This window comes from Pseudomonas syringae (assembly GCF_000737245.1).
Taxonomy (GTDB): Bacteria; Pseudomonadota; Gammaproteobacteria; order Pseudomonadales; family Pseudomonadaceae; genus Aquipseudomonas; species Aquipseudomonas syringae_J.
Genome location: NZ_JPQU01000023.1, coordinates 21045 through 45925 on the forward strand (window position 1 = coordinate 21045; position 24881 = coordinate 45925).

Here is a 24881-nt window from a genome sequence, read left to right on the forward strand (position 1 = left end):
TGCCGCCTTCCCGGCTAAAGCCGGTCCCACGTCGAAACATAGAATTTCCCACGTCTTTTGCCGAGTACAGACCCATGCCTGCACTGACCACCTACACCACCCAGGTTCAACGCGATTGGGTCGACTATAACGGCCACCTGCGCGACGCGTTCTACCTGCTGATTTTCAGCTATGCCACCGATGTACTGATGGACACTCTGGGCCTGGACAGCGACAACCGCGAAGCAAGTGGCCACTCGTTATTCACCCTGGAACTGCACTTGAATTACCTTCACGAGGTGAAACTCGGTGCGGACGTTGAGGTGCGCACCCAACTGATCGCCTACGACGCCAAACGTCTGCACCTCTATCACAGCCTGCACTTGGCGGGAGATGAAAAGGAACTGGCAGGCAACGAGCAAATGCTTTTGCACGTCGATATGACTGGCCCGCGCTCGGCTCCTTTCAGCAAGGTCACGCTGGAACGACTCTGCGCTATCTGTGCTGACCAGACCGAGCTACCGAGGCCCGCCCTCCTCGGCCGAGTTATTGGGTTGCCCGATAAAAAATAGCTGACATAAAGCCTTGATGCAGACGTTGAAGGCCACACAGATAGGCCAAAACTGCCGGTTGTCGTATAAACCAACCGCGGGGCGATTGATCACTCGCAGAATCTAGTTGTTTCGCTCGGCCATTACTCCTCCTTCGTTGAACGGGCCCGACAGCTCATTCTGATTGATCCGCTCTTCAGCGCGAAAGTCACGCAGATCTTCGTGGCGAACGAAGCGAGGCGCCAAATTGCATGCAATTGAAGACATGCGTGGAACCGAGGCGATGCTGATCACCACAGTTTCGCGTCGGTTGCGTGGATAGTTTTTCCGCGCTAGTTAGCTGCCGTGCCTGAGCCCCCACCTTATTCCCCCAAACCAACACGGGCCTCGACAAGTTCTACGCGCAGCTTAGAGCCCTTTGACCTGTCTTAAGGTGAGCCCATTAGTTAGCGATTGAATATCAAAAACAAGTTGAACAGGGGCTCGCTAGATTTCTCTTTCGCCAAGTCAGTCACCCGTGACCAGCGAGAGTGCCGTTAAAACCCTATTGATCAAGGGTTCCAGACACTATTTGAATAACAGAATTACAGCGCTCTTTTAAAAACCTGGGCGTTATCGCCTTTGTTCTTCTCTTGGACTGCTTAGACGCGACGCAATCGCAGACACAGTCATCGTTTGTTAACACATTTGTGACATTCATTTTGCGCGGTCTGTTTTGACGTCGTCGGGCATTTCTAAAAAACAAGCCCGTTGATACCTGGAACAAAGGGAGCCGCACATGAGAGTCACAGTCTTCGGAACCGGTTATGTCGGCTTGACCCAGGCCGCCTGTCTGGCTGAGGTGGGCCACACCGTGTGTTGCATCGATGTGGATAGCAACCGTATTGACGCACTGCGCGATGGCATCTGCCCCATTTTCGAACCCAGCCTTGGTGGGCTCCTCCGCAATGGGCTGGACAACCAGCGATTGCATTTCACCACGGATGAAGCCGAAGCCAGTCGCTTTGCAGAATTGGTATTCATTGCGGTGGGAACGCCGCCGCAGGCTGACGGCAACGCCGACCTGAGTCAGGTATTGGCGGTGCTGGCTGCCCTGCTCCAGCATGCCAACGGTGCACGGATCATCGTCAACAAGTCCACCTCCCCGGTAGGGACTGTCGACCAGATGCTTGCGGTGATTGCCGCTAGCCCTCGGCGAGATGATGGCTTTGAAGTGATCAGTAACCCGGAATTTTTCAAAGAAGGCTCAGCGGTCAGTGATTGCCTGCGCCCCGATCGCATAATTGTCGGCGGCGCCAGCCAGGCCGCACTTGAGCGTTTGCGGGAGCTCTATCAGCCATTCAGCCGCAACCGTGAGAAGTTTGTCGTGATGGACGCTCGCAGTGCCGAGCTTACCAAGTACGCAGCCAACTGCCTGTTGGCGACCAAAATCTCGTTTATGAACGAACTGGCCAACCTCGCTGAGCGGTTTGATGCCGACATTGAGCAGGTGCGGCTCGGTATTGGCTCAGACCCTCGGATCGGCTACGACTTCATCTACCCTGGGTGCGGTTTCGGCGGCTCGTGTTTCCCCAAGGATCTTCAAGCGCTGATCAGTGCAGCCAAGGCATGCGGGATGGAGACCGCCCTCCTCAGCGCCGTGGATGACGTTAATCGTCGCCAGAAGCACCTGCTGTTTGAAAAGATCCGCGTGCATTATCAAGGCGCGCTCAGAGGCAAGGTTTTCGCCGTCTGGGGGCTGGCGTTCAAACCCAATACCGACGATATCCGCGAAGCGCCCAGTCATGCGCTTCTTGAGGCGCTGTGGGCCGCCGGTGCCACGGTCCAGGCACACGACCCAAAGGCCATGGAGGCAATCAGCGCTCGTTACGGAGAGCGCGATGATCTGAAACTGATGCCGTGCAAGGAAAGCGCTCTCGATGGCGCTGACGCCTTGGTGGTGGTCACCGAATGGCAGGACTATCGCGTCCTGAATCTGCCCAGGCTCAAGGAACAACTTCGAGACTGGGTGGTATTTGATGGGCGTAACCTGTTCGACCCGCTGCAGTTGCGAGAGGCCGGCTTTACTTACTACGGTATTGGCCGCGGCCAGGGGGTCCGGCCATGACCGTTCTCGTGACTGGCGTTGCAGGATTCATCGGATTTCATGCTGCCAAACGCTTGTGCGAGCAAGGTATTGAAGTGGTTGGGATCGACAATCTCAACGCTTACTACAGCGTTGATCTCAAAAAGGCGCGACTAAGGGTGCTCGAGGGCACGCCAGGTTTCACTTTTCATTGTCTGGACATTACCGACGATCAGGCTTTGTCTGCTTTATTCCGGCTTCACGGCTTCGAGCAGGTCATTCACCTGGCGGCCCAGGCCGGTGTGCGTTATTCGCTGGAGGAGCCGGGTGCATACGTCCAATCCAATTTAGTCGGTTTTGTTAACGTACTGGAGGCCTGTCGGCACCATCGACCGACGCATCTCATCTACGCATCAAGCAGCTCAGTCTACGGCGCGAATACGCGGATGCCGTTTCGCGTAGAGGATGCCGTAGACAGGCCGCTTTCCCTGTACGCCGCCACCAAACGCGCCAACGAGTTGACCGCATACAGTTACGCCCACCTCTATGGTCTGCGATGCAGCGGATTACGCTTTTTCACGGTTTATGGCCCATGGGGCCGCCCCGACATGGCGTTGTTCAAGTTCACCCAAGCCATGCTCGCCGGCGAACCGGTGCACATCTACAACCATGGGGAGATGGCGCGGGACTTTACCTACATCGATGACATTGTCGAAAGCATCCTGCGTTTGCGCGTGCGTCCGCCCGAAGCCGTCGGCAGCGAACCGCCTCACCGACTCTTCAACATCGGCCGGGGTCAGCCTGTGAAGTTGCTGGAGTTCGTTGACTGCCTGGAGGCCGCACTGGGCCTGCGTGCCGAACGCCGCTATCTGCCCATGCAGGCGGGTGACGTGCTGCAAACCTGGGCAGATGTCAGTGACCTGGCCCAGTGGATTGACTTTCAACCGCAGGTGTCGGTCGACACAGGCGTTCAAGCCTTCGTCGACTGGTACCGGGAGCACTACCAGCCCCGGACTGGCCTGCCCTCTTCAGAGCCAAAAAAATAATGACTGCGCCTATTTTTGTTTCCGTAATAATTCCCGCCAAGAACGAAGCAGGCAATCTGCCTTCGCTGTTGCAGGAGGTCCGAGCCGCGCTGACTGGAGAGCACTACGAGGTTCTGGTGGTTGACGACGGCAGCACCGATGAAACCCCGCAGGTCCTGCGCGCATTGAAAGACGAAGGATTCCCGGAGCTGCGGATTCTGCAACACGAACACTCACTGGGCCAGAGCACGTCGATCTACCACGCGGCTCAGACGGCACAGGGCGACTGGCTAGCGACGCTGGACGGCGATGGCCAGAACGACCCGGCGGACATCCCCGGTATGTTGGCATTGGTGCGCGCTCGCCAAGGCGGTTCCGATGCCCTTCAGCTGGTGGCCGGGCACCGTGTAAACCGCCGCGATACCGCCAGTAAGCGCTGGGCTTCTCGATTTGCCAATGGATTACGCAGCCGCCTTCTCAAGGACTCGACTCCCGATACCGGTTGTGGTCTGAAACTGATCGAACGCAATGCCTTTCTGCGCCTGCCCTATTTCGACCATATGCACCGCTTTATTCCGGCGCTGATTCAGCGCCATAACGGCCGCATGGTCAACCATCCGGTCAACCACCGTCATCGCCAGGCTGGCATTTCAAACTACGGCAATCTGGACCGGGCGCTGGTGGGGATTCTTGACCTGTTTGGCGTTTGGTGGCTCATCCGCCGCACCCGGCTGCACAGCCAGCCACGGGAGCTGAAGCCATGAAATTCGATAACGAAACTATGTGGCTGATTCTGGGCTTTGTCGGACAAGCCGTGTTCACCGGACGCTTCGTTTTGCAGTGGCTATATAGCGAGATTCACAAACGCAGCATCATTCCGGTGGGCTTCTGGTATCTGAGCATGCTTGGCAGCGCCCTGCTGCTCATCTACGCCATCTATCGGCAAGACCCGGTGTTTATTGCAGGCCAGTCGTTCGGCTTGCTGGTGTACCTGCGCAACCTTCAGTTAATCAGCCAGCAGGCTAAAGCAGTCAAGGAAGAATAACGGTGCGAATCAAGCTTTCACCGCGTCTTGAAGGATGGTTGTTGGTTGCACTCGCCGTCGTTCTGATCGGGGCCGGACTTGGCCTGCGCCAGGCGCAGAACGTGGACGAAGAACGCTTCCTGGGTGTTGCGCTGGAGATGTTGCAGAGCGGCTCCTGGTTCGTACCCCACCGGGCAGCGGAGATTTATGGCGACAAGCCGCCGCTGTTCATGTGGGCAGTGGCGTTTTTCATCTGGCTGACGGGCAGCCCGAACATCGCCCTTTACCTGCCGGCACTCTTCTCGGCGAGCGTGGCCACGGCCGCTCTCTACGATCTGGGCCGGCGCCTGTGGAACCGGCGAATCGGACGCTACGCCGCTTTGCTGTTCCTGGCGACTTATCAGACCTACAGTATTCTGCGCACCGGGCAGATCGACGGCTTTCTATGCTTGTGGACTGCCCTGGGCATTTACGGTCTGGTTCGCCACTTACTGCTCGCCCCTGCCTGGCGCTGGTTCTATGTTGGTTGCGCGGCCATGGGCCTGGGCATCATCAGTAAAGGGGTAGGTTTTGTGCCGGCGCTGATGCTGATTCCGTATGGCTATGCTGTCCGCAAGGGGTGGCCCGGCGTCGTCGCAATGCCCGGCCAAGCCGGTCGCTGGGCACTTGGCTTACTGGTCGTATTGCTGGCTTGCTGCCTGTGGCTGATACCGATGGTGATCTCGGTGGTGCGCGACGGTGGGCCGGAAGGCTTTGCCTATATCCGCGAAATACTCCTGCATCAGACCGCCAATCGCTATGCCAGCGCCTGGGACCACCGCGAGCCATTTTGGTACTTTTTCGTCAACGTGATCCCCCAGTATTGGTTGCCGTTGGTACTGGTGCTGCCTTGGTTGATTCCGGCCTGGCGCCGGCAGTTAAGCAAGCGCGACGGCAGAGTACTGGTCCTGCTCGGATGGGTTGTGCTGGTGCTGGTGTTTTTCAGCATCTCCACGGGTAAGCGCAAACTCTACATCTACCCCGCCCTGCCAGGTCTGGTGCTGGTCGCCGCGCCACTGGTGCCATGGCTGCTGCGCCGCTTGTTCCATAACCGCGACTGGGCGCGACGAATTTTTCCGGGCGTCGTCATTGGCTGGTTCTGTTTATGGTTCGCTCGTGGGTTCGTCGAACCAGTTTTGGATGGCGAAAACCCGCACAAGCTTGTGATGGATCAAGCAGCCGAGGTCACCCAGGGAGCCGAGCTGGTATTGGTCGGCTGGCGGGAAGGCAATTGGCTCTTTGCGCGCCAGCCGATTGTGCATTTCGGCTTTGCCGATTCCCTGGCGATCCAGCAGGCCGCCACTTGGCTGCGCGAACATCCTGGCTCCTTTGCCATGGTCCCCGGTGAGCAACTGGCCAGTTGTTTCGTACCGGAAAAAGCTCAACCGCTCGGTCAGACGTCACGGGCTGACTGGTTTGTGGTAGACGCCAGCGCGGACAACGGTCTATGCCGTCCGCACACTCATGCCGATGTCTATCACTTCAGCTGGAAGAAAAATGCGAATTGATTCAGGCTCCCACCGTCCGGCACTTCAGCGAGTGCCCGATGCCATGAGCCCAGTGGTAGCTGAAGTGGCGATGCCGCGTCACTCGATCCTCCGCCGTCGGCCGATATTACATCGGCAGATACTGGTGGGTCTCGCCGTTCTAGGCCTATTGGCGTTGGTCAGTGCAGTATCGAACCATTTTCAGATCCATCAACAGCTCTACCAATACAGTGGTGTCTGGTTGCACGGAAATCAGGCTGGCGAGGAAAATATCTGGCTGCCGGATTTTCATGTAGTGATCGATGCAAAACCCATCGCTCCGGGGCTGGAGAATCTCTCCGGGATCACCTACGACTACGACAATGATCGGCTGCTTGCAGTGACTAACAAAGGGCCGATGCAACTGCTGACGCTGGATAAGAGCGGCAACATCCTGGCGCGCTATCCGCTGATTGGCTTCGATGACATCGAAGGACTGGCCTACCTGGGCAACGGTCGTATAGCCCTGTGCGACGAAGACTTCCAGCAGCTGGATATCATCACACTGCCCATACAGGTAAGGCCCATCCAGGTGCAAGAAGCCCAATACATAGCGCTTATGATCAACCCCAGTACTAATAACAAAGGGTTTGAGGGGGTAACGTACGACCCGGACGGCGACCGGCTGTTCGCAATCAAAGAACGTGACCCACGGCAATTGTTCGAGGTTTGCGGGGTAATGCGCTCCATCGATCAGGGGCGCTTGCAGATAAGGGTTGTCGACAGGCAAGACTGGGTGACGAAGAGTGTCGCCACCCGAGACCTGTCCGACGGCTACTACGATCCGCGAACCGGTCATTTACTGTTACTCAGTGACCAGTCGCTGTCGATTACGGAAATGGACAGCAATGGCAGGTTCGTGAGTATTCGCTCACTCCAGGGCGGTCTCTCCGATCTTCGCCACAGCGCACCTCAGCCTGAGGGCATGACCATGGATCGCGACGGCAACCTTTACGTAGTCAGCGAGCCCAACCTGTTTTACAAATTCTCAAAGACACCGAAATAGCCCGAGAGAACACAGCCCGGTTGCCTGAATGACCTTATGAGTGAACATTTGGGCCCACCTTGAGATAGCGTTTGATCAGCGCCAAGCCCGCCAGAGGTAAACCGATACCCACGATGCCGCAGATCCAGGCGAGACCTTGCGTGCCAAACGTCATCAAGGCCCCACCAATGAAGATTGCAGGCAACAGCGGGAACACCAGTACGCAAATCAGCAATGCGTGAGTGCCCAGAAATCTTTTCAAACGGCCCTCGGCGTTAAAGATGCACACCATCCATAGAAAGGTCCAACATCCGATACTTGCCAAATAAAGTGCCAAGTAAAGTAGATCCCCTACCATTCCATATCCATGCATTTCAATGCTTCCTTGTTCTTGCTCACGACAGAGGCCGGGCAAACCACCGTAGTCCGGCCTCTGTCGCCAAATCAGCTCTGGCAGAAGCGGATCCGATTACCGAAAGGGTCGTAGACTTCCAGAATCTGCCCCCATCCCTGCTGGACAATATCCGGACGCCCGTAGCCATAGCGCTTGGCAATGAGTTCATCCCGGAGCGTTTCGATGTTGTGCATCGGGATAAAGATCGTCGATCCCGGACTGGCATCGCCATGATGTTCGGACAGATGGAGCTGCAGGCCGTTTCGGCTGACGCCCAGGTAAAGCGGCAGATCCGCTTCGAACCGATGCTCGAATTCGACACTGAAACCGAGGAAGTCAATATAGAATTCCCGCGCCTTGGCCTCGTCAAAAATTCGCAATATCGGAATGGCTTTGTCGAACGTAACGCTGTGGGGATTTTCTTCCGCAAGCATTGCTGATGCGGTGTTCCAGTCCTTGTAGCCCAGTTGTTGAGCGACCAGTTCGAGTGCCGCGCTATGGGACACTTCCTGGTTGCGGCCTTCCAACGAAGCACGCAAGGTCTTAGCCATCTGCTTGGCTTTCTGGATGGTTAACATGATTTCTCCTGGAGTCGAAGCCTGTTGGTGCTCGCGTTGCCAAACCTCGACTATCAAGAGCTTTGCGATAGGGGTTGGAAAAACATGCTTTCACCTTTCCTTTCGGAGCGAGCGGCGGGCAGCACTGGCCAGCCGCGATCGTACACATCCCGCGCCAAAGACGAAACCGATGGTTAGCGTTTTATATTCGGCGCCCATAAATCTCTGACTGTTGCTATCGGATACTCGCTGACTGTAGCTACCGCCCCCACCCCATCGCGCTTAACTTCTTCATACAAAACCTTAGGGCATTCAAATCAACGGAGCGATCGCTATGCCTGATGCAGCCAGCCTTTACCTGTTCATTGTCGCCGTTGTGCTCTTGTTGGTCGTTCCGGGCCCCAACATGGCGTTCGTCACCACCCATGCCTTGGCCCACGGTTGGCGTGCTGGATTCGCCGCCGCACTGGGTATTTCTCTGGCTGATCTGGTGATGACCGCGTTGGTGAGCGCAGGCGTTGGCGCCGTGGTCATGAGCTGGGCGCCAGCATTCGATGTGTTGCGTGTGGCTGGCGCCTGTTATCTCATCTGGATCGCCTGGCAGGCATTGAAAGTGCCATCGCTTCCCCAAGGCACCCAGCCTCAGTTGGCTTCTATGTGGAAAATATTTGCCCGAGCCACTCTCAACAGCCTGCTGAACCCCAAGGCGCTGTTGTTCTTCATGGTGTTCCTGCCCCAATTCGTCAGCGTGGAAAACGGCAACCTCACTTTTCAGCTCATGTTTCTCGGCGGGCTGCTGTCACTTATCGCACTGGTCTTCCATACGCTGCTGGGCCTGTGTGCCGGTCAACTTAACGGGAAGATGCACAGAAGCAGATTCACCGAGCGTCTGGGGAAGTACGGTTTTGCCGGGGTGATGGCCGCACTGGCGGCACGTTTGCTGTTTCTTGACCGTCCGCTCTGATGCAAGGGGCTGGCTCGAGTCGGACACTGCAAATAGACTAGGCAGCATTTCCTGCCGTCGGTGAAACGTAAATGATTGAAGTGACAGAGGCCTCCATCGCCGATCTGCGTGCTGCACTGGAGTCTGGCCAGACTACGTCGGTTGAGCTGGTGAGGGCTTACCTTGCCAGAATGGATGCCTACGACGGCCTCGACACCCCGACCGCTCTTAATGCTGTCGTGGTTCGAAACCCTGAGGCTATCGAAGAAGCGCAAGCCTCCGATAGCCGTCGCAGCAAGGGCGAACAGCTGAGCCCGCTGGATGGCATCCCGTATACGGCAAAGGACAGTTATCTGGTCAAAGGGCTGACTGCGGCTTCGGGCAGCCCTGCATTTGCCGAATTGGTTGCGCAACGTGATGCCTTCACCATCGGCCGCCTTCGGGCCGCTGGCGCGATCTGTCTGGGCAAAACCAACATGCCCCCCATGGCAAACGGCGGTATGCAGCGTGGCGTTTATGGCCGTGCCGAAAGTCCGTACAACGCCAATTACCTCACTGCACCGTTCGCCTCAGGCTCCTCCAACGGTGCCGGAACCGCCACCGCCGCCAGTTTCGCTGCCTTCGGCATGGCTGAAGAAACCTGGTCGAGTGGTCGCGGCCCTGCTTCAAACAACGGCCTTTGCGCTTATACCCCTTCCCGTGGGGTGATCTCGGTGCGGGGCAACTGGCCGTTGACGCCAACCATGGACGTTGTTGTCCCGTACGCAAGAAGCATGGCTGATCTGCTCGAAGTGCTGGATGTGATCGTCGCCGAGGACCCCGAAACCCGTGGCGATCTTTGGCGGCTGCAGCCTTGGGTGACATTGCCGAGTGTCGCTTCGGTGCGCCCCGCTTCTTACCCTGAACTGGCCATCACGGCCGAAGCAATGGCCGGCAAGCGCTTCGGGGTGCCACGCATGTTCATCAATGCAGACCCTGAGGCAGGCACCGCCGAAACCCCCGGAATTGGTGGCCCGACCGGCCAGCGCATCATCACCCGGCCTAGCGTGATCGACCTTTGGCAACAGGCCCGCAAGGCGCTCGAAGCAGCCGGTGCCGAAGTCATTGAGGTGGATTTTCCGCTGGTTTCAAATTGCGAGGGTGATCGCCCAGGCGCGCCCACCGTATTTACCCGTGGGCTGGTGTCAAAAGAATTTCTGCATGACGAGTTGTGGGATCTGTCAGCGTGGGCCTTTGATGACTTTCTGCGCGCCAATGGCGATCCGACATTAAACCGTCTCGCGGACGTCGATGGTGCGAAGATTTTCCCCCACGACCCCGGCACGCTGCCCAATCGCGAGGACGATCTGGCCGCAGGTATGGACGAGTATGTGCGCATGGCCGAGCGCGGGATTACCCCGTGGAATGAGATACCCACCCTCCCCGATGGCCTTCGCGGACTTGAGCAGACCCGGCGTATCGATCTGGAAGACTGGATGGATAAGTTGGGCCTTGATGCGGTGCTTTTTCCAACCGTGGCGGATGTAGGCCCGGCTGACGCCGATATCAATCCCGAATCCGCTGACATTGCCTGGAGCAACGGCGTTTGGGTGGCTAATGGCAATCTTGCCATTCGTCACTTGGGCGTGCCGACCGTCACGGTGCCAATGGGCGTCATGGCCGATATTGGCATGCCCGTCGGGCTGACGTTCGCTGGTCGTGCTTATGACGACTCGAATCTATTGCGCCTCGCCAGTGCTTTCGAAGCGACAGGCAGCAAACGCATGATTCCGCCACGGACGCCGCCGTTGCAGACAAAGTGACCGCGCCTGCGCGTTGGGGCGCGCTTGCCCGCGATGCGGTTCCAAAGCCAGCAGGTTGGGTGCTTGTGGAAACGCTATCGCCGCCAAGCGCGCTCCTACGAGTGAGCAGTGTGTTAGCAATAACTTTCTTAACGGAGCTCTATACTCAGGCGAAACGCAGTAGACCTGGATCCCGTCCCGGAAGCCGACATCTTGAACATACGTTCGCTGATCGTCGTGATAGTTCTGATATCAGCCGGTTGCGCCTCGCAAAGGCCCGCGCCAGTGGCGGTAACGCCTGTGGTCATTTCTCCTGCAACCTGGCAACAGGTTGACCGGGAAATAGTCAGTGCATCGCGAGACGCCACTGAACAAGTCAAGGTGTTTGCCCGAGGTTCCATGGACCATTGGCGGACCCGGGTTTACCAACAGACCGAAGAACGATTCATCCCCTGGTTCAGTAGCTACTGGACTCAGGAATGGCTGTCGATGAAAGTCAGTTGGTACGCCCTTAGCGCCAGCGGCGAGCAGGACGCTTCTGCGAAACGTCTTGCGGACTATCTGCTACAGGAATATCAGGAACAGGTCCTGGCACCTGTGGCAGTGGAAGTCGAACCGGACGCCATCCTCGGCCAGGCGACGGGCTTCTATGTCCAACTGATGGATGAGCAGCTGAAAGTCATTGCCCAGCGGCACGGTGTGCCGATCTCCCGGCTCAACAGCAGAACCCAGCGAATCCCGGCTATCGCCCTTGGCCCTCCCTCCTCCCGTAATGCATCGTTATTCCAGCTTGTGAGTGCCGAACCGCTAAGCACCCTGCCCGCTTATGCGGCGCTCATTGACGAGATCCACAAAGCGGGCGGCGACCGGGGTATCGGCTCGACTGATGCGGGGATGACCCCGGTTGCCAAGCGAGCCAGTCAGCGAATAGAAGCAGAGATGGCGCCGCGTGGCGCGGCCAGTGCAATTGCTGCGGTAGCCGGTAAACTCGCCGGCGCACTCATTTCCGTGGGCGTTGCTGGCGTCAGGGCGGTGCTCCAGGCCAATGACCGCCCTGACAGCGAAGCCTTGATCAGACAAACCCTCGGCACATCATTTGATAAAGCCTGGCTAAAGCTACTCCAGAACCCCAACAGCGGCGTCATGGCCGGAACCCTGCACATGGCCGGTCAGATCGAAGGTAGCCTGAATCGCAGAATCCACTCCCAACCTGATCAGTGACAAACTCCTGCCACTGCTGACGAGTCACCCGTGCTACCGCCAGTCGTATGCTTCGAACTACCCGTCAAAGGCTATTTCCAATTTATGCGCCTGGCATCGGGTCGGGCAAAGGAGATAGCCATGCAAATCAACACAGAGCTTAGAGGCGGTATGGATTTACTTCCAACCTCCAATGATCCATTGAGTCCGGGCCGCACAGACGTTAACCCGAGTGATCAACCTGGAGTTGATGAGCTTCCTAACAATGAAGGCGAAATTCCGCTGGATTCAGACGATGACGCCCCAGTCGAGGAGGAACTGATCGATGTTGATCCAGATAACGCCGAGATGGACGATCAGCCCAATCCGCGCTAGTCGCTCGCTCTTCATCACGACCCCATGGAACGGGGTCACTGCGTGGCGTTAATGCCAGACCGGCACCGGCGCTGATACAAGCCCGCATGCCGTCGCAAACGCTCACGCGGAAGCGTTCACTTGAATCACCTATGATCAGTGAGAGCTGCCGACACAACGTTTGCCACAGGGATTGATCTTGCCAAACACCGACCATCCACTGATCAACCGAACCGCCCAGGCCATTAATGCCCAGGCGGGCGAGGTGTATTCAGCATTGGCCGGTTTCGGGTTGTTTTTCTGCCTGTTCACCGGCTACTTCATGCTACGGCCAATCCGCGAGGCCATGGGCATCCAGGGAGGTGTCGAGAATCTGCAGTGGTTGTTCACAGCGACATTCGTGGTCATGTTGATCGCCATCCCGTTGTTTGGCTGGTTGAATTCCAGGGTGCCCCGGGAGCAATTCGTCGATTGGGTATTTGGATTCTTTATCGTCAACCTGCTGCTATTCGCCCTGACCTTCGCCGTTCATGACGACAGTGTCTGGCTGGCAAGACTGTTTTACGTGTGGATCTCTGTTTATAACCTGTTTGTGGTTTCCGTGGCCTGGAGCCTGATGGCCGACGTCTTTGATGCTGACCAAGCCAAGCGGTTGTTTGCGTTTATCGCGGCAGGTGCCAGTGTGGGTGGGCTCGTGGGGCCGTTGATAAGTGCGCTGTCGATCAATCAACTTGGGCAAGCTGGGCTGACCCTGGTGAGCGCGTTGCTGCTGTTCGCGGCGCTTTACCTCAAGCGCTACCTGATGAACTGGCGCGCACGCGGTGGCGCTGGTCGGCCTGGGGCTGCACCCACCGAAAGCCCGCGCAAGCCGGTCGCAGGCAATCCGTTCAGCGGGCTTGGCCGGGTTTTGCGCTCCTCTTATTTGTTGGCAATGTGCCTGTTCGTCTTGCTGTTGGCCACGGCCAGTACCTTTCTCTATTTCGAGCAGGCTCGTCTGGTCGCGGAGCGCTTCCCCAGCCGGGAACTGCAGGTCAGTGTCTTCGGCTTGATCGACTTTGCGGTGCAGGCAGGCGCGCTGGTTGCACAGCTATTTATCACCGGGCGTATCGCTCAGCGCTTCGGCGTGGGGAGTTTGCTGGCCATCGTTCCCGCTTTGGTATGCCTGGGGTTCATCGGCCTTGCCCTCGCTCCCAGTTTTGCCATGCTCGCCGGCTTGATGATCATAAGGCGGATCGGCGAATACGCCTTCATCCGACCAGGACGAGAAATGCTCTTCGCACCCTTGGACGCAGAAACCAAATACAAGGCCAAGAACTTCATCGACACGGTGGTTTACCGGGGCGGCGATGCGATCAGCGGCTGGGCGAAAAGCCTGCTCGACACACTGGGTCAGTCGGCTGTGCTGGTGGCCGTGGTAGGCGCAATCTGCGCCGCACTCTGGACTCTGGTGGGTTGGTATCTGGGCAGGCGAAGCCATAACGAAACAGCTGAGGGCAGCCAGCGATAATCAGGCGAGTTCGAACAGCACATCCTGCGCGCCTTCCCACAAGGTCTTCACTCCCAGGGCACGCAGGTTTTCCTTCCCTTGAACGATGGTCAGAAAGTGATTACCCGCCAACTGGCCCATCTTGGCGGCGAAGCAGCACGAGCCATAGGCAATGAGGATTTCTGTTTCGCTGTAGGGTCCTGGATAGAACAGGACGTCCCCTACTGACGGATGGCTCGTGTGATTTTCAAACCCGATCGGTTGGTCATCGAGCAGCAGCTGGTACTCACCCAGTGGCACCCAGCAGCCTTCGCCGCTCCAACGCACATGAACCAATTTCTGCCGATAAGGCAGCAACTCTAGAAATGCTGCGACCGTTTGCGGCGCATCAGGGTTGGCTTGCGCGAGAAACTCATAGCCGCCTGCGGTTATTTTTATCGTGGTCATGCAACAGCTCCTGGCAAAACATGAAAGTTCATATCTGGGTTGGAATGATTAACACTAGGAGCTCACGAGTAGCGCGAGACCGCGATAACGGTCTGTCTGCCCCACCGCCATCGCTGGCCTCGTAACCTCGGTGAGCGCCTACAGGGTTGACGCTTCAGGTTGAAGTAACGGCGCCGATTGAGTGTTCGCGTTGGCCGTCGGTGCCGACAGAAAAACCTCGAAACAGCAGCCATGTGGCACCCGGCTTTCCAGCCTGACTGTCCAACCCTGATGGGTACAGATTCGCTGAACCAGTGACAAGCCCAGGCCCAGCCCTTCGCCCCGTTGCTCATCACCCCGGACAAAGGGTTGGAACATGGCCTGCTGTTTTTCCAGCGGTATGCCGATGCCGCTGTCCTGAACCGAAAAACCGTTGCTAGCCAGGGTCAGGCTAATGAAACCCGAGTCAGTGTAATGCCAGGCATTACGCAACAGGTTACCCATGACCGAATGCAGCAAGGTGGCGTTGTACAGCTGCGGGGACTCGTCACCGCGCTCATAGGTCAGCGTCAGCCCCTTCTCTTCAATGGGTTTGCGCCAGATATCAATCAATTCGTCGGCGACAGCCGTGAGCGTCGACCGTGGACCATGCCCCCCCACTTCGCTTTCCACGCGAGCCAGGAGCAGGAAGGTCTCCACCAACTGACGCATGCCCTCGCTGGCGCGAGCAATACGTACGACCTGATTATGGGAGCGGGCATCAACGTTGGGATTTTCCAGGAGCAACTCACACGAACTGGCCAATACCATCAATGGCGTGCGCAGCTCGTGGCTGACGTCGCTGGTGAACATCTTTTCGCGTTTGAGTGCTGCCCGCAGGCGTCCGAGGGTTTCATCAAATGAAATCGCAAGTTCACCAACTTCATCATGAGCATATTCAGGCGCCAGGGCCGGTGCCCCATCCAGAATCTGGTCCCGGTGCCGCACCTGGCCTGCGAGCTTTACCACCGGAGCCATGACGCGTTGCGCCAACAGCCGCCCCAAGAGCAATGCCAGCAACACGCTGAGAATGAACCCCACCAGAACGATGCCAAACAGAATCCGCTCCCGTTGCAGAGTGGCAGACCGGTCTCGTAACAACACGTATCGACGGCCATCCACCACGTCGACCATGGCGTAGTAGCTGACTTTATCCTGAATCAGTTGATGAAAGCCGGGTTCGAAGCCCTTCAGGTCGTCGGGCATTTCCAGGACCCCGGAAGCATCCTGGACGAAGAACAGTGAGTCTTTTTCCGGACGGTGGCTCCAGTTGCTGACATCGTCCATTAGCAGCAGGCGGTGAAGATCGCCATTCATTGAAAGGGACGTGAGTTTCTTACCCACCAGATGGACCGTCATGACAATGCCAGCTGCAAAAACCAGCGCCACCAGAGTACTCATCAGCGTAAAGACGATGACGATGCGCTGTTTGAGGCTGTGTTTGATATCCATGCAAATTCCGAAGACGAGACGACTTGCGCTCAGCAAGAAAAGCCCATTATCAGGCCAGAGATGTCGTCATTTCGTCAACGGACGATGTTTTTGATCTAAGCGGTCAGCCTTGTGGGAAAGTGTATGTTGACCTGCAAACCGACGTGGGACCGGCTTTAGCCGGGAAGAGGCCGGTACAGGCTCTGGATGTTTCCCGGCCTAACTACCGCTTTCCCGGCTAAAGCCGGTCTCACGTCGCACTTCAGCTTGCGCACAATCTTAGAAACTCCCACCGCGAAGTTTCAGCCGGGCGATGCAGCATTCACTCAGAACGCCGGCACAGCGCTCACTACCCGCAGTGCAAGTCCTTCATAGGCGTCCAGAGTGATCGTGAATTCACCCTCCTCGGTCAGATCACCCTCAACCCGCTCGTTGATGATGTCCACCACTGGACCCGGGGCGATACCGGCCAGATGCAAGGTCTCCACCACCGACTCCGAACTGAAGTTCAACGCCGTGATCTGGGTGCCCTTCCCGGCTGGCAGTTCATGAACCATGATCAGCAAACCAGGATGCTGCACATCCGGGATCAAGATCTGCTTGCTGGCGGCGATGTCGTAAGCGCGACGTACCGCGAGGATCTTCTTGAGCTGTGAGGCGAAAGAGTCCGGGCGCTGCAGCTGGCTGATCAGGCTGCCGTACAGTGAGCGCGGCCGCGGCATGTTGCCTGCGGAGAATTCGGCTTCGGGATCGAGGTCTACCAGGTCATACGCACCCCGATGAATCCAGCGGGTGTCGCCATCCTGCATCAAATGCTGAACCTGATCGGCAGGCAACGGCAGCGCGCCGACCAGATCCCACCCGGACAACGCAAACACACCCGGCTGCATGGCATTGAACATCACAAGCAGCAAATGAATGTGCTGAATCTGCTGGATATCAGCCTCGGTGATCGCGTCCAGATCGCGAATCCCCAGCGCCGCAGTGATGATGCTCGCGGTGGTGCAGGACACGCCGTTGGTAACGAACTTCAGGTTGTAAGGGGCATGCTCGCCTGCCAGGCGCTCATACATCTCCTCGCGGATATGCTCGCGCAGGATATTGCCGGGGAACGTTTGCCCCTGATAGTGATAGGTGTCGTGAGCGTGAAGCGTCCAAAAGTGCACCAACTCCAGCGTCAGCTCATCATGGTTTTGCAGCGCATGAATCAAAGAAGCCGGATCAATGCCGAACGCATGCACCTGACGCAGCATCAAACGCAGAAACTCTGTAGTACCGGTGAGCAAGGCGTGTTGATACGCAGGCCGCGAAATGAAGTCGTAAGACAGGTCTGCCCCGCCGTGAGACATGGCAGCAATGTCGTCCAGAGTCAGGTTCAATTCCTGAAAACTGAAACCACCGGCCTTGCGAATTGCGCCGCCGATCAATTGATTGCCAGTGATCGACAGCGGATGGCTTTCGGACCAGGCGTTACCTTCAGCTTTGCGCTCGACCCCGAGGAAGCCATTGGCATCCAGGCGCAGGACCCGGGCGCCCATGACGTCGATGGCATGCAGCGCATCACCAATGATCATTTGCTGCGCAGCAAAACTCGGGTCCAGCCAGTTCAGAGAAGGCTGACCTTCTTTGAAGTAATGCAGATAAACCCAGCGCCGGGCTTTGCCATCGACGCCCTGGACAATCGCCGTCGCGCTCCAGTCAGTTTCTTTAACGCCGGGTTCGAAAAAAATCACCCGCTGTAATTGACCGACGATGTAGTGCTTGTCCTTGAGCACATCGACCACGTCCGGCATCAGGTTGACCGCGTCACGACCGGCCGGGATATCGGGCAGCAAGTGCCAGTCCTCTTCGCGAATCTCCACCATGTGATACAGGCCGGGATAGTCTTCATAGGCCATTTCGGCAAGACGGAAGTCTGCACCTTTACCGGTGTGGGACGGGATCACGTCATCGATGAGCACTGCGTTATGCGCCGCAGCAATGCGGCTCAGGCTGAGCAACTGCGCGTCAGTGCCAAGATCTGGATCGATGCCAAAACTGATACGGTCGAAGTTGCCGTCGATGCTTGGCGTGCGTTGACGACCTTGCAAACCGCCTGAGGTTTTCAGCGGGCCATTGTGAATGCCCTGAATCCCGATTTCTGAAAGCGCGTGCCAAAGCGCTTCATCCCCCAACGCTTCCAGTACCGTGCCGCCTTCGCGGGGAATGATCGACGCCGGGTAAGCGGTAAACCACACGGAGGCAATGGCCGAGGCGTCTCGAGGTCGGGCCTGGGCAAACGGGCGTTGCCACAGCCTGCCTTGGCCGGAGTACAGTTTCGCGCGTTGTCTGGCGGCATTCAGCATCGATTGCTCGATGAGCCAGTCCACATATTGCTTATCCGGTGTCGTCATAAAGTACAGTCATCCGCGTCAAGTCAGTCGGGTCGAAGCCATCGGAGTGATCTGATCGGGTCCGATTCTGTCTTTCAGTTGCTTGACTGTATGAGCGCTGTGGCTGGCAAACGTTGCATTGGGTTACAGGTTAATTCCTGAAAACAAACCCGGTCTGTAGTGGAAGATCCTATGTTTGCCCAGCAGCGGATGTGACGACGTGGGACCGGCTTTAGCCGGGAAGTGGTTAAAACATCCGCAAGCTATGTGTTGACGTCAATACCGCTTTCCCGGCTAAAGCCGGTCCCATAATGCGCAGTGCGGCCACCTATATTCGTTAAAAGCCTGGATCAGTGATTTTCGGTCCAGTCGAAGTCCAGCTGCCGGGCAGTTCGATCCGCCAGTGTGCGGCTGTGCAACCGTTCAACCAGATGCAGGCTCATGTCGATGCCCGCAGAAATACCCGCAGAGGTCACAAAGGAACCTTCATCGACCCAGCGCAGCGCGCTCAATACATCCATGGAGGGAAACATTGCCTTGAGGTCCTCAAGATCTTCCCAGTGGGTAGTCACTTGCTTGCCAGCCAGCTTACCGGTCTTGGCCAGTAAAAACGCACCGGTACACACTGACGCAACCACTCGCTCTGGCGCGGACTGACCGCTGATCCAGTGAATGACATCAGGCTTTTCCAGCTCTGCCGTCACCACGCCGCCGGGCACGATCAGGCAATCCATGACCGGGTGATCGCTCATCGAGTAATCAGGATCGACCTTCAGCCCGGCACGAGCCCTGATCGAAGACATGGTGCGGCCGATGGTAAAGACATTGAACAGTGGCCGGTCATCAAGGCTGTTGCGCATGTGCATGCGGCTGGCGGTTGTGAACACTTCATAGGGGCCAGCGAAGTCCAGCACTTCAACGTCGTCGTAGACGTAGATACCAATGTTGATTGACACGAACTGACTCCTGGATCGCTTACATGAACTACCGCAACTTCAGGCTGCTGCCTGATTTATGCAGTCAGGTTACCCAGTCCCCGCAGACCGGACCACTGTGGTTACCGCCAATATCCGGTAACATCGCGCCATGGAAAATCATCTCGTTGTTGCGCTTATTTATAACCAGCTGTGCACCTTTGAATTTGGCTGCACGGTGGAAGTCTTTGCGCTCAAAAGGCCGGAGCTGGGCGTCACCTGGTACGAATTCGCGACTCATTCGGTGGATGAAGGCCAGATCACTGCAGCCGGTGGAATCACCATTGTCCCATCCGCGGGCGACACGTTTCTGGAGAACGCCGATACCATCATTGTTCCGGGCTGGCGCGGAGTCGATGCGCCTGTTCCTGCCAGGCTGATCGCGCAGCTGCAGGCCGCCCATGCCCGGGGTGCGCGAATCTGCTCTATCTGTACCGGCGCATTTGTGCTGGCCGCAGCAGGATTACTGGAGGGTAAGCGCGTCACCACCCACTGGCGCTATACCGACCTCCTGGCGAGCATGTACCCGCACCTCACGATTCAGCCCAATGAGCTGTACGTTGATCAGGGCCAGATCGTAACGGCTGCCGGTTCTGCCGCAGGCCTGGACATGATGCTGCACCTGGTGCGCAACGATCATGGCGCCCGAGTGGCGAATATGGTTGCCCAACGCATGGTGATCCCGCCCCATCGTGAGGGTGGTCAATCGCAATATGCATCGCGGCAGCTGGTGTCCTCCAGCGACGGTCCTATTGCCAAAGTCATGGACTGGATTCGCAGCGATCTGAAGCGCCAGCGCAGTATCAAGGAGATGGCTGATCACGCGGCCGTCAGCACCCGCACACTGCACCGCAGTTTCATGGACAGTACTGGATTGTCGCCTTATGACTGGCTGCTGGGCGAACGCATCGCTTACGCCAAGGAGCTGCTGGAGTCGTCCAGCATGCGCCTGACGGAGGTCGTTGAAGTGGCGGGCTTTGGTTCCGAAGAATCGCTGCGCAGGCACTTCCGCAACCTGGTGGGCATCAGCCCCAGCAGCTATCGCAAGCAATTCACCAGAGCCTGATCGCCAGAGCGAATCCGGCGTCGCTGTCGATATAAACCCAATACCGGGTTATCGCGTTCATTTCGAATAAGGCAGGGTTAGTTGGATCTGAGGGTCTGGGTCCCATCAGTTCTAATGATTGCGGGTATCGACATCCACCATTTTTGCTGAGGTGGTGACAGGCTTAGGATTCACTCCAACAGCAAAGCAAACTTTCAGCTTTGCACTGAATGGCCGTTTCAACGCTTTTGGAGATTCACCATGAAAAACTATGCCCTGTTCGCCGCCCTTTCGATGTTTTCTGTATTTGCTTCGGCGAATGATCAACTTTCCCATCAGGCTCCTGCTTCCGTTGACTACAAATACTCGCAGAATCTGGATATTGCCAAAGTTATCCAGATCAGTTCTGAAAACGATACCGCTTGTGGTCCTGTCAAAGCTCACATGCTGTACCTCGACAGCCAAGGCGTAGAGCACAATCTGCAATACACTCGCATCGGCGATGGTTGCCAGAATGGTTGAGGCGGCAGTGGCCGGTCACATCAGTTTAAGCCCTGTCCAGATAATGCCCCCCGCTACTCGGTCATCAGAAATGGCAAAGCCTGCTGAGATGACCACATGTCAACGAGGGGCTTACACATACGGCAGAAACACAAAGAATTAAAACATGGTTGACACACAGGATTGATCAAGAGCTCTAAAGGGTCCTTTCAAACATGGCGCCTCAAAACTTCTTTTTAGTGCTGGCCAGCGCGGGGAGTTTTTAGCACTTGTCGCCAGCACCAATTATATTGAATCGGTAATAGTCACTATCGATTATTGTAATAGTCCAGATTCGAAAACAGATGTTAGGGTTGTCGGCGATGAAGAACATGTTTCAGTCGCTTGCTGACTCCGCATCTACAAGCGATCGAATACCTGCTCCGCTTCATCATTCCTTTGGTTAGAAACTTTATAGTCACCTCACTTAATGTGCGGTGGCTTTTTTTTGCTCGCGATTCGCTTTTGGCGGCTGTAGCAGCTCTTGCGAGGGTGCAGGCGGCGTAAAGCTTGGTTTGAAAGCTGGAGTCCCTCGAGCATTTCTGGTCTAGTACCCCACCAGAAAGGCTTGAAAAGCTTAACTTCAGCTCCTGCAAACAGGTATTTTTTGATGTCTGCCCTCCGTTTCAAACAGTTCGTTGCCTCCATTACTGTGTTCGCGTCGCTGACGCTGACTAACGTGGCGTTCGCCCATGCCCACCTGGACAGCCAGTTACCCGCCGCTGACAGTACAGTCAGCAGCCCCAAGGAATTACGTCTGAAGTTCAGCGAAGGCGTTGAAGAGAAGTTCACCAAGATCAGCATCACCTCGGTAGCGGCAAGCGGCAAGAACCTGGTTGAGCCCGTGCCAGGCATTGCCACCGATCCGGCCGACAAGACAGTGTTGATCGTTACCCCCGGCGCGCCACTGGCCCCTGGCGAATACAAGGTGGAATGGCATGTCGTATCCGTCGACACCCACAAAAGCGAAGGCAGCTACCGTTTCTCGGTAAGCCCGTAACGGCATGCATACGGCGCTCATTGTTTGCCGGCTGGTGCACTTCTGGACAGTATTGATGCTATTCGGGCTGTGCCTTGCGCGTATGCTGCCGGGTTTGAGCCTTGAGCGCGCCGTGCCACGGTTTATCGCGGCTCGACTGACGCCTGCGCTTTGCCTCGTGGCTTTGCTCAGCGCCGTGGGCTGGCTGCTGTTGACGGCCGCCAGCATGGCCGGCAATTGGGCTGACGGTTTTGATCGCGACACTCTGCTGTTGGTGCTTGGCAATACCTCGTTCGGCAAAATATGGGCCTGGCACTTGGGCTTGAATCTGCTTCTGCTGATCATCTTGGCAGCGGCCGACACGCCTTCCCCGCTACTACGCCTTGCTCTGGCTTTTTCGCTGCTGGCAACACTGGCACCTATTGGCCATGTTGCTATGTTCGACGGGCTATCCGGCCAATTGATGATCCTCAACCAGCTGATCCACCTTTGCGCGGTCGGCGCATGGTTGGGGGGATTGGGCCTGCTGTTGAGCCAGTTGAGGTGTCTGGGAGCGGTAGCAGCCGACATGCGGGCCATCCTGCTGCGTTTCAGCAGTTTGGGCTATTTGCTGGTTGCGCTGATCATCGCAACGGGATTGATCAACGTTCGCGCCATGAGCGGCGCGTTTTGGCCGCAGCCTGCTTTGTCGGGATTTGGTCTGATTCTCGGGATCAAGGCCAGCATGGTCTTGTGTATGTTGGCGCTGGCGCTATTCAATCGCTTGATGCTCAACCGTCGTGATTTGCCAACGGGTGTACTGCGCACCAGTATCATCTTCGAATCGCTGTTCGGCGTTGCGGCGCTGCTCGCCGTTTCACTGCTGGGCACACTGCCACCGCTGCAGGCTGGCTGACCGAGTTTGACCGCAAGACCCGGAGTGCCGCCCCTCTCGCGCATTCATAAACTTGAAACCTTCAAGCCAGTGAAAGGTTTAAGCCCATGACCACCGCTAATACAACAAGAACCGTGGCACCTGCGACTGAAGAGGATGCCCGCTGGGCGGCAGTGTTGGCCAGAGATGCCAGTGCCGACGGCCAGTTCGTCTACGCCGTACGTACTACCGGGGTTTATTGTCGACCCAGCAGCCTCTCGCGCTTACCTCATCGAGGTAATGTACTGTTCTTTGACACAGCCGCCGCCGCAGAAGCCGCTGGCTATCGTCCCAGCAGACGCGCTGCGGCTGATCAAAGCAACGTCGCCGAGCAACATGCTGCGCTGGTAGCCCAGGCCTGCCGCCGCATCGAGCAGGCCGAGGTTTCTCCCAGCCTTTCGCAATTGGCGTTCGATGCGGGGTTGAGCCCTTATCACTTTCATCGGGTATTCAAAGCGCTCACCGGGGTCACGCCCAAGGGGTACGCCAATGCACAGCGTGCAAGCAAGGTTCGTCATCATCTGGTGGCGGGCAACTCAGTGACCGAAGCGCTGTATGACGCGGGCTTCAATTCCAACAGTCGCTTTTATGCGAATGCGCAAGCGTTGCTGGGCATGAAGCCAGAGCAGTTTCGCAAGGGTGGCAGCGATACAGAAATACGCTTTGCCCTGGGCGAATGCTCGCTGGGCTCGATCCTCGTCGCGCAAAGTCCTCGCGGCGTGTGCGCCATTCTGTTGGGCGACGATCCAGAGGTGTTGGTGCGTAATTTTCAGGACCAGTTTCGCAATGCCTTGTTGATTGGCGCTGACCACGATTTTGAACAGATGATCGCCAAGGTCGTCGGCTTCACCGAAGCGCCGGGGCTAGGCCTGGACCTGCCATTGGACATGCGCGGCACTGCCTTCCAGCAGCGGGTGTGGCTGGCCCTGCAGGAAATCCCGCCCGGCAGCACCGCAAGTTACGCAGAAATCGCTCAGAAAATCGGTGCCCCCAAATCCTTTCGCGCCGTTGCCCAGGCCTGCGGCGCCAACAGCCTTGCGGTCGCGATACCTTGCCATCGCGTAGTACGTAGCGACGGCAATCTATCGGGTTATCGCTGGGGGATCGAGCGCAAACAAAAGTTGTTGGAGCGCGAGAGCGAGGCAAAACGCAATCCTTTGTAGGAGCGCACAAGCACCGCGAGGCCGCGATGGCGGTGTGTCAGACCGACCACTATCGCGCCCTCGCTTTGTGAGTGCGCTCCTACAGAACACAGAGACCGCTTGGCCTACCGCCTTACATCCACCACCAGCCTGCCCCGCACCTTGCCCGCTAAAAGCTCGGGGGCGAGGTCGATTGCTTCGCTCAATCCCACTTCGCGGCTGATCATGGGTAACAGCGATACATCAAGATCGCTTGCCAGACGCGCCCACGCCGCTATCCGGTCAGCCCGAGGGCGGGTGACGCTGTCGATACCCGCGAGGGTAATCCCGCGCAAGATGAACGGCGCAACCGAAGCCGGAAACTCCATGCCTTGTGCCAGTCCGCAGGCGGCAACGGTGCCTCGATAGCGGGTTGCCGCGCAGATATTGGCCAATGTGTGGCTACCAATCGAGTCAATGGCCCCCGCCCAGCGCTCTTTGGTCAAAGGCCGGCCGGGTGCGGACAACGTGGCGCGGTCAATAATCTCGGCGGCCCCCAGGGCCTGAAGATATTCGGTCTCGTTGACCCGGCCGGTCGAAGCCACGACCCGATAACCCAGCCGGGCGAGTAGCGCCACCGCGAAACTGCCCACCCCGCCATTTGCGCCAGTGACCAGAATATCGCCGTTGTCTGGCATTACGCCGTTCTTCTCCAGCGCCATGATCGCCAGCATCGCCGTGTAGCCCGCCGTACCTATCGCCATGGCCTGGGCCGGGGTGAATGCTGTTGGCAGTGGTATCAGCCACTTTCCTTGCAAGCGTGCCTTCTCGGCCAGTCCGCCCCAGTGGCCCTCACCCACGCCCCAGCCATTGAGCACCACCGCATCACCAGGCACGAAATCTGGATCGCTGCTGGCGGTGACGGTGCCCGCAAGGTCCACCCCCGGAACCATCGGAAAACTGCGCACAATGGGTCCATCGCCGGTTATCGCCAGCGCATCCTTGTAGTTGATCGTGCTGTGGGATACATCCACGTTTACGTCGCCCGCTGGCAGTGAATCCTCACTGAGCTCGGCTAGGGTGGAGCGGTAACCGTTATCGTCTTTTTCGATCAAGATGCCTTTGAACATGC

General features: G+C 57.3%; 24 protein-coding genes. 17 read left to right on the forward strand and 7 right to left on the reverse strand.

The annotated features are described in order from the left end of the window. Positions 1-74: 74 nt before the first annotated feature. The 7 genes from IV01_RS18620 to IV01_RS18590 all read left to right on the forward strand — a co-directional run bounded on the left by IV01_RS18620 (position 75) and on the right by IV01_RS18590 (position 7215). Positions 75-551 carry a thioesterase family protein gene (locus IV01_RS18620; RefSeq protein WP_032627074.1) on the forward strand — a complete coding sequence of 159 codons (477 nt, stop codon included), beginning with the start codon at positions 75-77 and terminating at the stop codon, positions 549-551. Positions 552-1308: 757 nt separating this feature from the next. Next, on the forward strand, positions 1309-2637 hold the full coding sequence (locus IV01_RS18615; protein WP_032627075.1) for a UDP-glucose dehydrogenase family protein: 1329 nt from the start codon (positions 1309-1311) through the stop codon (positions 2635-2637). Then, on the forward strand, positions 2634-3641 hold the full coding sequence (locus tag IV01_RS18610; RefSeq protein WP_032627076.1) for an NAD-dependent epimerase/dehydratase family protein: 1008 nt from the start codon (positions 2634-2636) through the stop codon (positions 3639-3641). The genes IV01_RS18615 and IV01_RS18610 overlap by 4 nt, the downstream gene beginning before the upstream one ends. Next, the gene (locus tag IV01_RS18605) at positions 3641-4384 is read left to right on the forward strand and encodes a glycosyltransferase family 2 protein (RefSeq protein ID WP_032627077.1); all 744 of its coding nucleotides are present in this window, start codon (positions 3641-3643) and stop codon (positions 4382-4384) included. Before IV01_RS18610 ends, IV01_RS18605 begins: the two co-directional genes overlap by 1 nt. Continuing rightward, complete coding sequence (locus IV01_RS18600; RefSeq protein ID WP_032627078.1) at positions 4381-4665, forward strand: lipid-A-disaccharide synthase N-terminal domain-containing protein; 285 nt, start codon at positions 4381-4383, stop codon at positions 4663-4665. The genes IV01_RS18605 and IV01_RS18600 overlap by 4 nt, the downstream gene beginning before the upstream one ends. Then, positions 4662-6191 carry an ArnT family glycosyltransferase gene (locus IV01_RS18595; protein WP_080290234.1) on the forward strand — a complete coding sequence of 510 codons (1530 nt, stop codon included), beginning with the start codon at positions 4662-4664 and terminating at the stop codon, positions 6189-6191. Before IV01_RS18600 ends, IV01_RS18595 begins: the two co-directional genes overlap by 4 nt. Before the next feature lie 70 nt (positions 6192-6261). After that, positions 6262-7215: an SdiA-regulated domain-containing protein gene (locus tag IV01_RS18590; RefSeq protein ID WP_050507348.1), complete on the forward strand. Its 954-nt coding sequence runs from the start codon at positions 6262-6264 to the stop codon at positions 7213-7215. Between the two features lie 34 nt (positions 7216-7249). Here the strand turns inward: IV01_RS18590 and IV01_RS18585 are convergent, their stop codons facing one another. Continuing rightward, entirely contained in the window at positions 7250-7456 is a 207-nt protein-coding gene (locus IV01_RS18585; RefSeq protein WP_154232191.1) for a hypothetical protein, read from the reverse strand. A 182-nt stretch (positions 7457-7638) separates the two neighbouring features. Next, complete coding sequence (locus IV01_RS0124725; protein WP_032627082.1) at positions 7639-8166, reverse strand: glyoxalase superfamily protein; 528 nt, start codon at positions 8164-8166, stop codon at positions 7639-7641. Between the two features lie 313 nt (positions 8167-8479). Here IV01_RS0124725 and IV01_RS18580 point away from each other — a divergent pair, with 313 nt between their 5' ends. The 5 genes from IV01_RS18580 to IV01_RS18565 all read left to right on the forward strand — a co-directional run bounded on the left by IV01_RS18580 (position 8480) and on the right by IV01_RS18565 (position 13930). Continuing rightward, positions 8480-9109, forward strand: a complete 630-nt coding sequence (locus IV01_RS18580) for a LysE family translocator (RefSeq protein WP_032627084.1) — start codon at positions 8480-8482, stop codon at positions 9107-9109. A 71-nt stretch (positions 9110-9180) separates the two neighbouring features. Next, the gene (locus tag IV01_RS18575) at positions 9181-10890 is read left to right on the forward strand and encodes an amidase (RefSeq protein WP_032627085.1); all 1710 of its coding nucleotides are present in this window, start codon (positions 9181-9183) and stop codon (positions 10888-10890) included. Between the two features lie 192 nt (positions 10891-11082). After that, positions 11083-12090, forward strand: a complete 1008-nt coding sequence (locus IV01_RS0124730) for a hypothetical protein (RefSeq protein ID WP_050507324.1) — start codon at positions 11083-11085, stop codon at positions 12088-12090. 120 nt (positions 12091-12210) lie between these two features. After that, positions 12211-12444 carry a hypothetical protein gene (locus tag IV01_RS18570; protein WP_032627086.1) on the forward strand — a complete coding sequence of 78 codons (234 nt, stop codon included), beginning with the start codon at positions 12211-12213 and terminating at the stop codon, positions 12442-12444. Between the two features lie 178 nt (positions 12445-12622). Continuing rightward, entirely contained in the window at positions 12623-13930 is a 1308-nt protein-coding gene (locus IV01_RS18565) for an NTP/NDP exchange transporter (RefSeq protein WP_032627305.1), read from the forward strand. On the opposite strand, the gene IV01_RS18560 is transcribed toward IV01_RS18565, so the two are convergent. The 4 genes from IV01_RS18560 to IV01_RS18550 form a co-directional block, all read right to left on the reverse strand. Next, positions 13931-14356: a DUF3830 family protein gene (locus tag IV01_RS18560; protein WP_032627087.1), complete on the reverse strand. Its 426-nt coding sequence runs from the start codon at positions 14354-14356 to the stop codon at positions 13931-13933. A gap of 138 nt (positions 14357-14494) precedes the next feature. Continuing rightward, entirely contained in the window at positions 14495-15826 is a 1332-nt protein-coding gene (locus IV01_RS0124735; protein WP_050507325.1) for a sensor histidine kinase, read from the reverse strand. Positions 15827-16131: 305 nt separating this feature from the next. Then, entirely contained in the window at positions 16132-18198 is a 2067-nt protein-coding gene (gene treS, locus IV01_RS18555) for a maltose alpha-D-glucosyltransferase (protein WP_032627088.1), read from the reverse strand. Positions 18199-18527: 329 nt separating this feature from the next. Further along, a complete protein-coding gene (locus IV01_RS18550) occupies positions 18528-19133 on the reverse strand; it encodes a DJ-1/PfpI family protein (RefSeq protein ID WP_032627089.1) in 606 nt (201 codons plus the stop codon). Between the two features lie 130 nt (positions 19134-19263). Here IV01_RS18550 and ftrA point away from each other — a divergent pair, with 130 nt between their 5' ends. The 5 genes from ftrA (at position 19264) to ada (ending at position 23791) form a co-directional block, all read left to right on the forward strand. Beyond that, the gene (ftrA, locus tag IV01_RS18545) at positions 19264-20217 is read left to right on the forward strand and encodes a transcriptional regulator FtrA (RefSeq protein ID WP_032627091.1); all 954 of its coding nucleotides are present in this window, start codon (positions 19264-19266) and stop codon (positions 20215-20217) included. 240 nt (positions 20218-20457) lie between these two features. Continuing rightward, positions 20458-20718 (forward strand): DUF2790 domain-containing protein, encoded by a 261-nt coding sequence (locus IV01_RS18540; RefSeq protein ID WP_032627093.1) that lies wholly within the window; start codon positions 20458-20460, stop codon positions 20716-20718. A gap of 628 nt (positions 20719-21346) precedes the next feature. After that, entirely contained in the window at positions 21347-21736 is a 390-nt protein-coding gene (copC, locus tag IV01_RS18535) for a copper homeostasis periplasmic binding protein CopC (RefSeq protein WP_032627094.1), read from the forward strand. Between the two features lie 4 nt (positions 21737-21740). Further along, entirely contained in the window at positions 21741-22610 is an 870-nt protein-coding gene (copD, locus tag IV01_RS18530; protein ID WP_032627095.1) for a copper homeostasis membrane protein CopD, read from the forward strand. An 86-nt stretch (positions 22611-22696) separates the two neighbouring features. Continuing rightward, entirely contained in the window at positions 22697-23791 is a 1095-nt protein-coding gene (gene ada, locus IV01_RS18525; protein WP_032627097.1) for a bifunctional DNA-binding transcriptional regulator/O6-methylguanine-DNA methyltransferase Ada, read from the forward strand. A gap of 104 nt (positions 23792-23895) precedes the next feature. Here ada and IV01_RS18520 read toward each other — a convergent pair whose 3' ends face one another. Then, positions 23896-24879: an MDR family oxidoreductase gene (locus tag IV01_RS18520; protein ID WP_032627099.1), complete on the reverse strand. Its 984-nt coding sequence runs from the start codon at positions 24877-24879 to the stop codon at positions 23896-23898. Positions 24880-24881 lie beyond the last annotated feature (2 nt).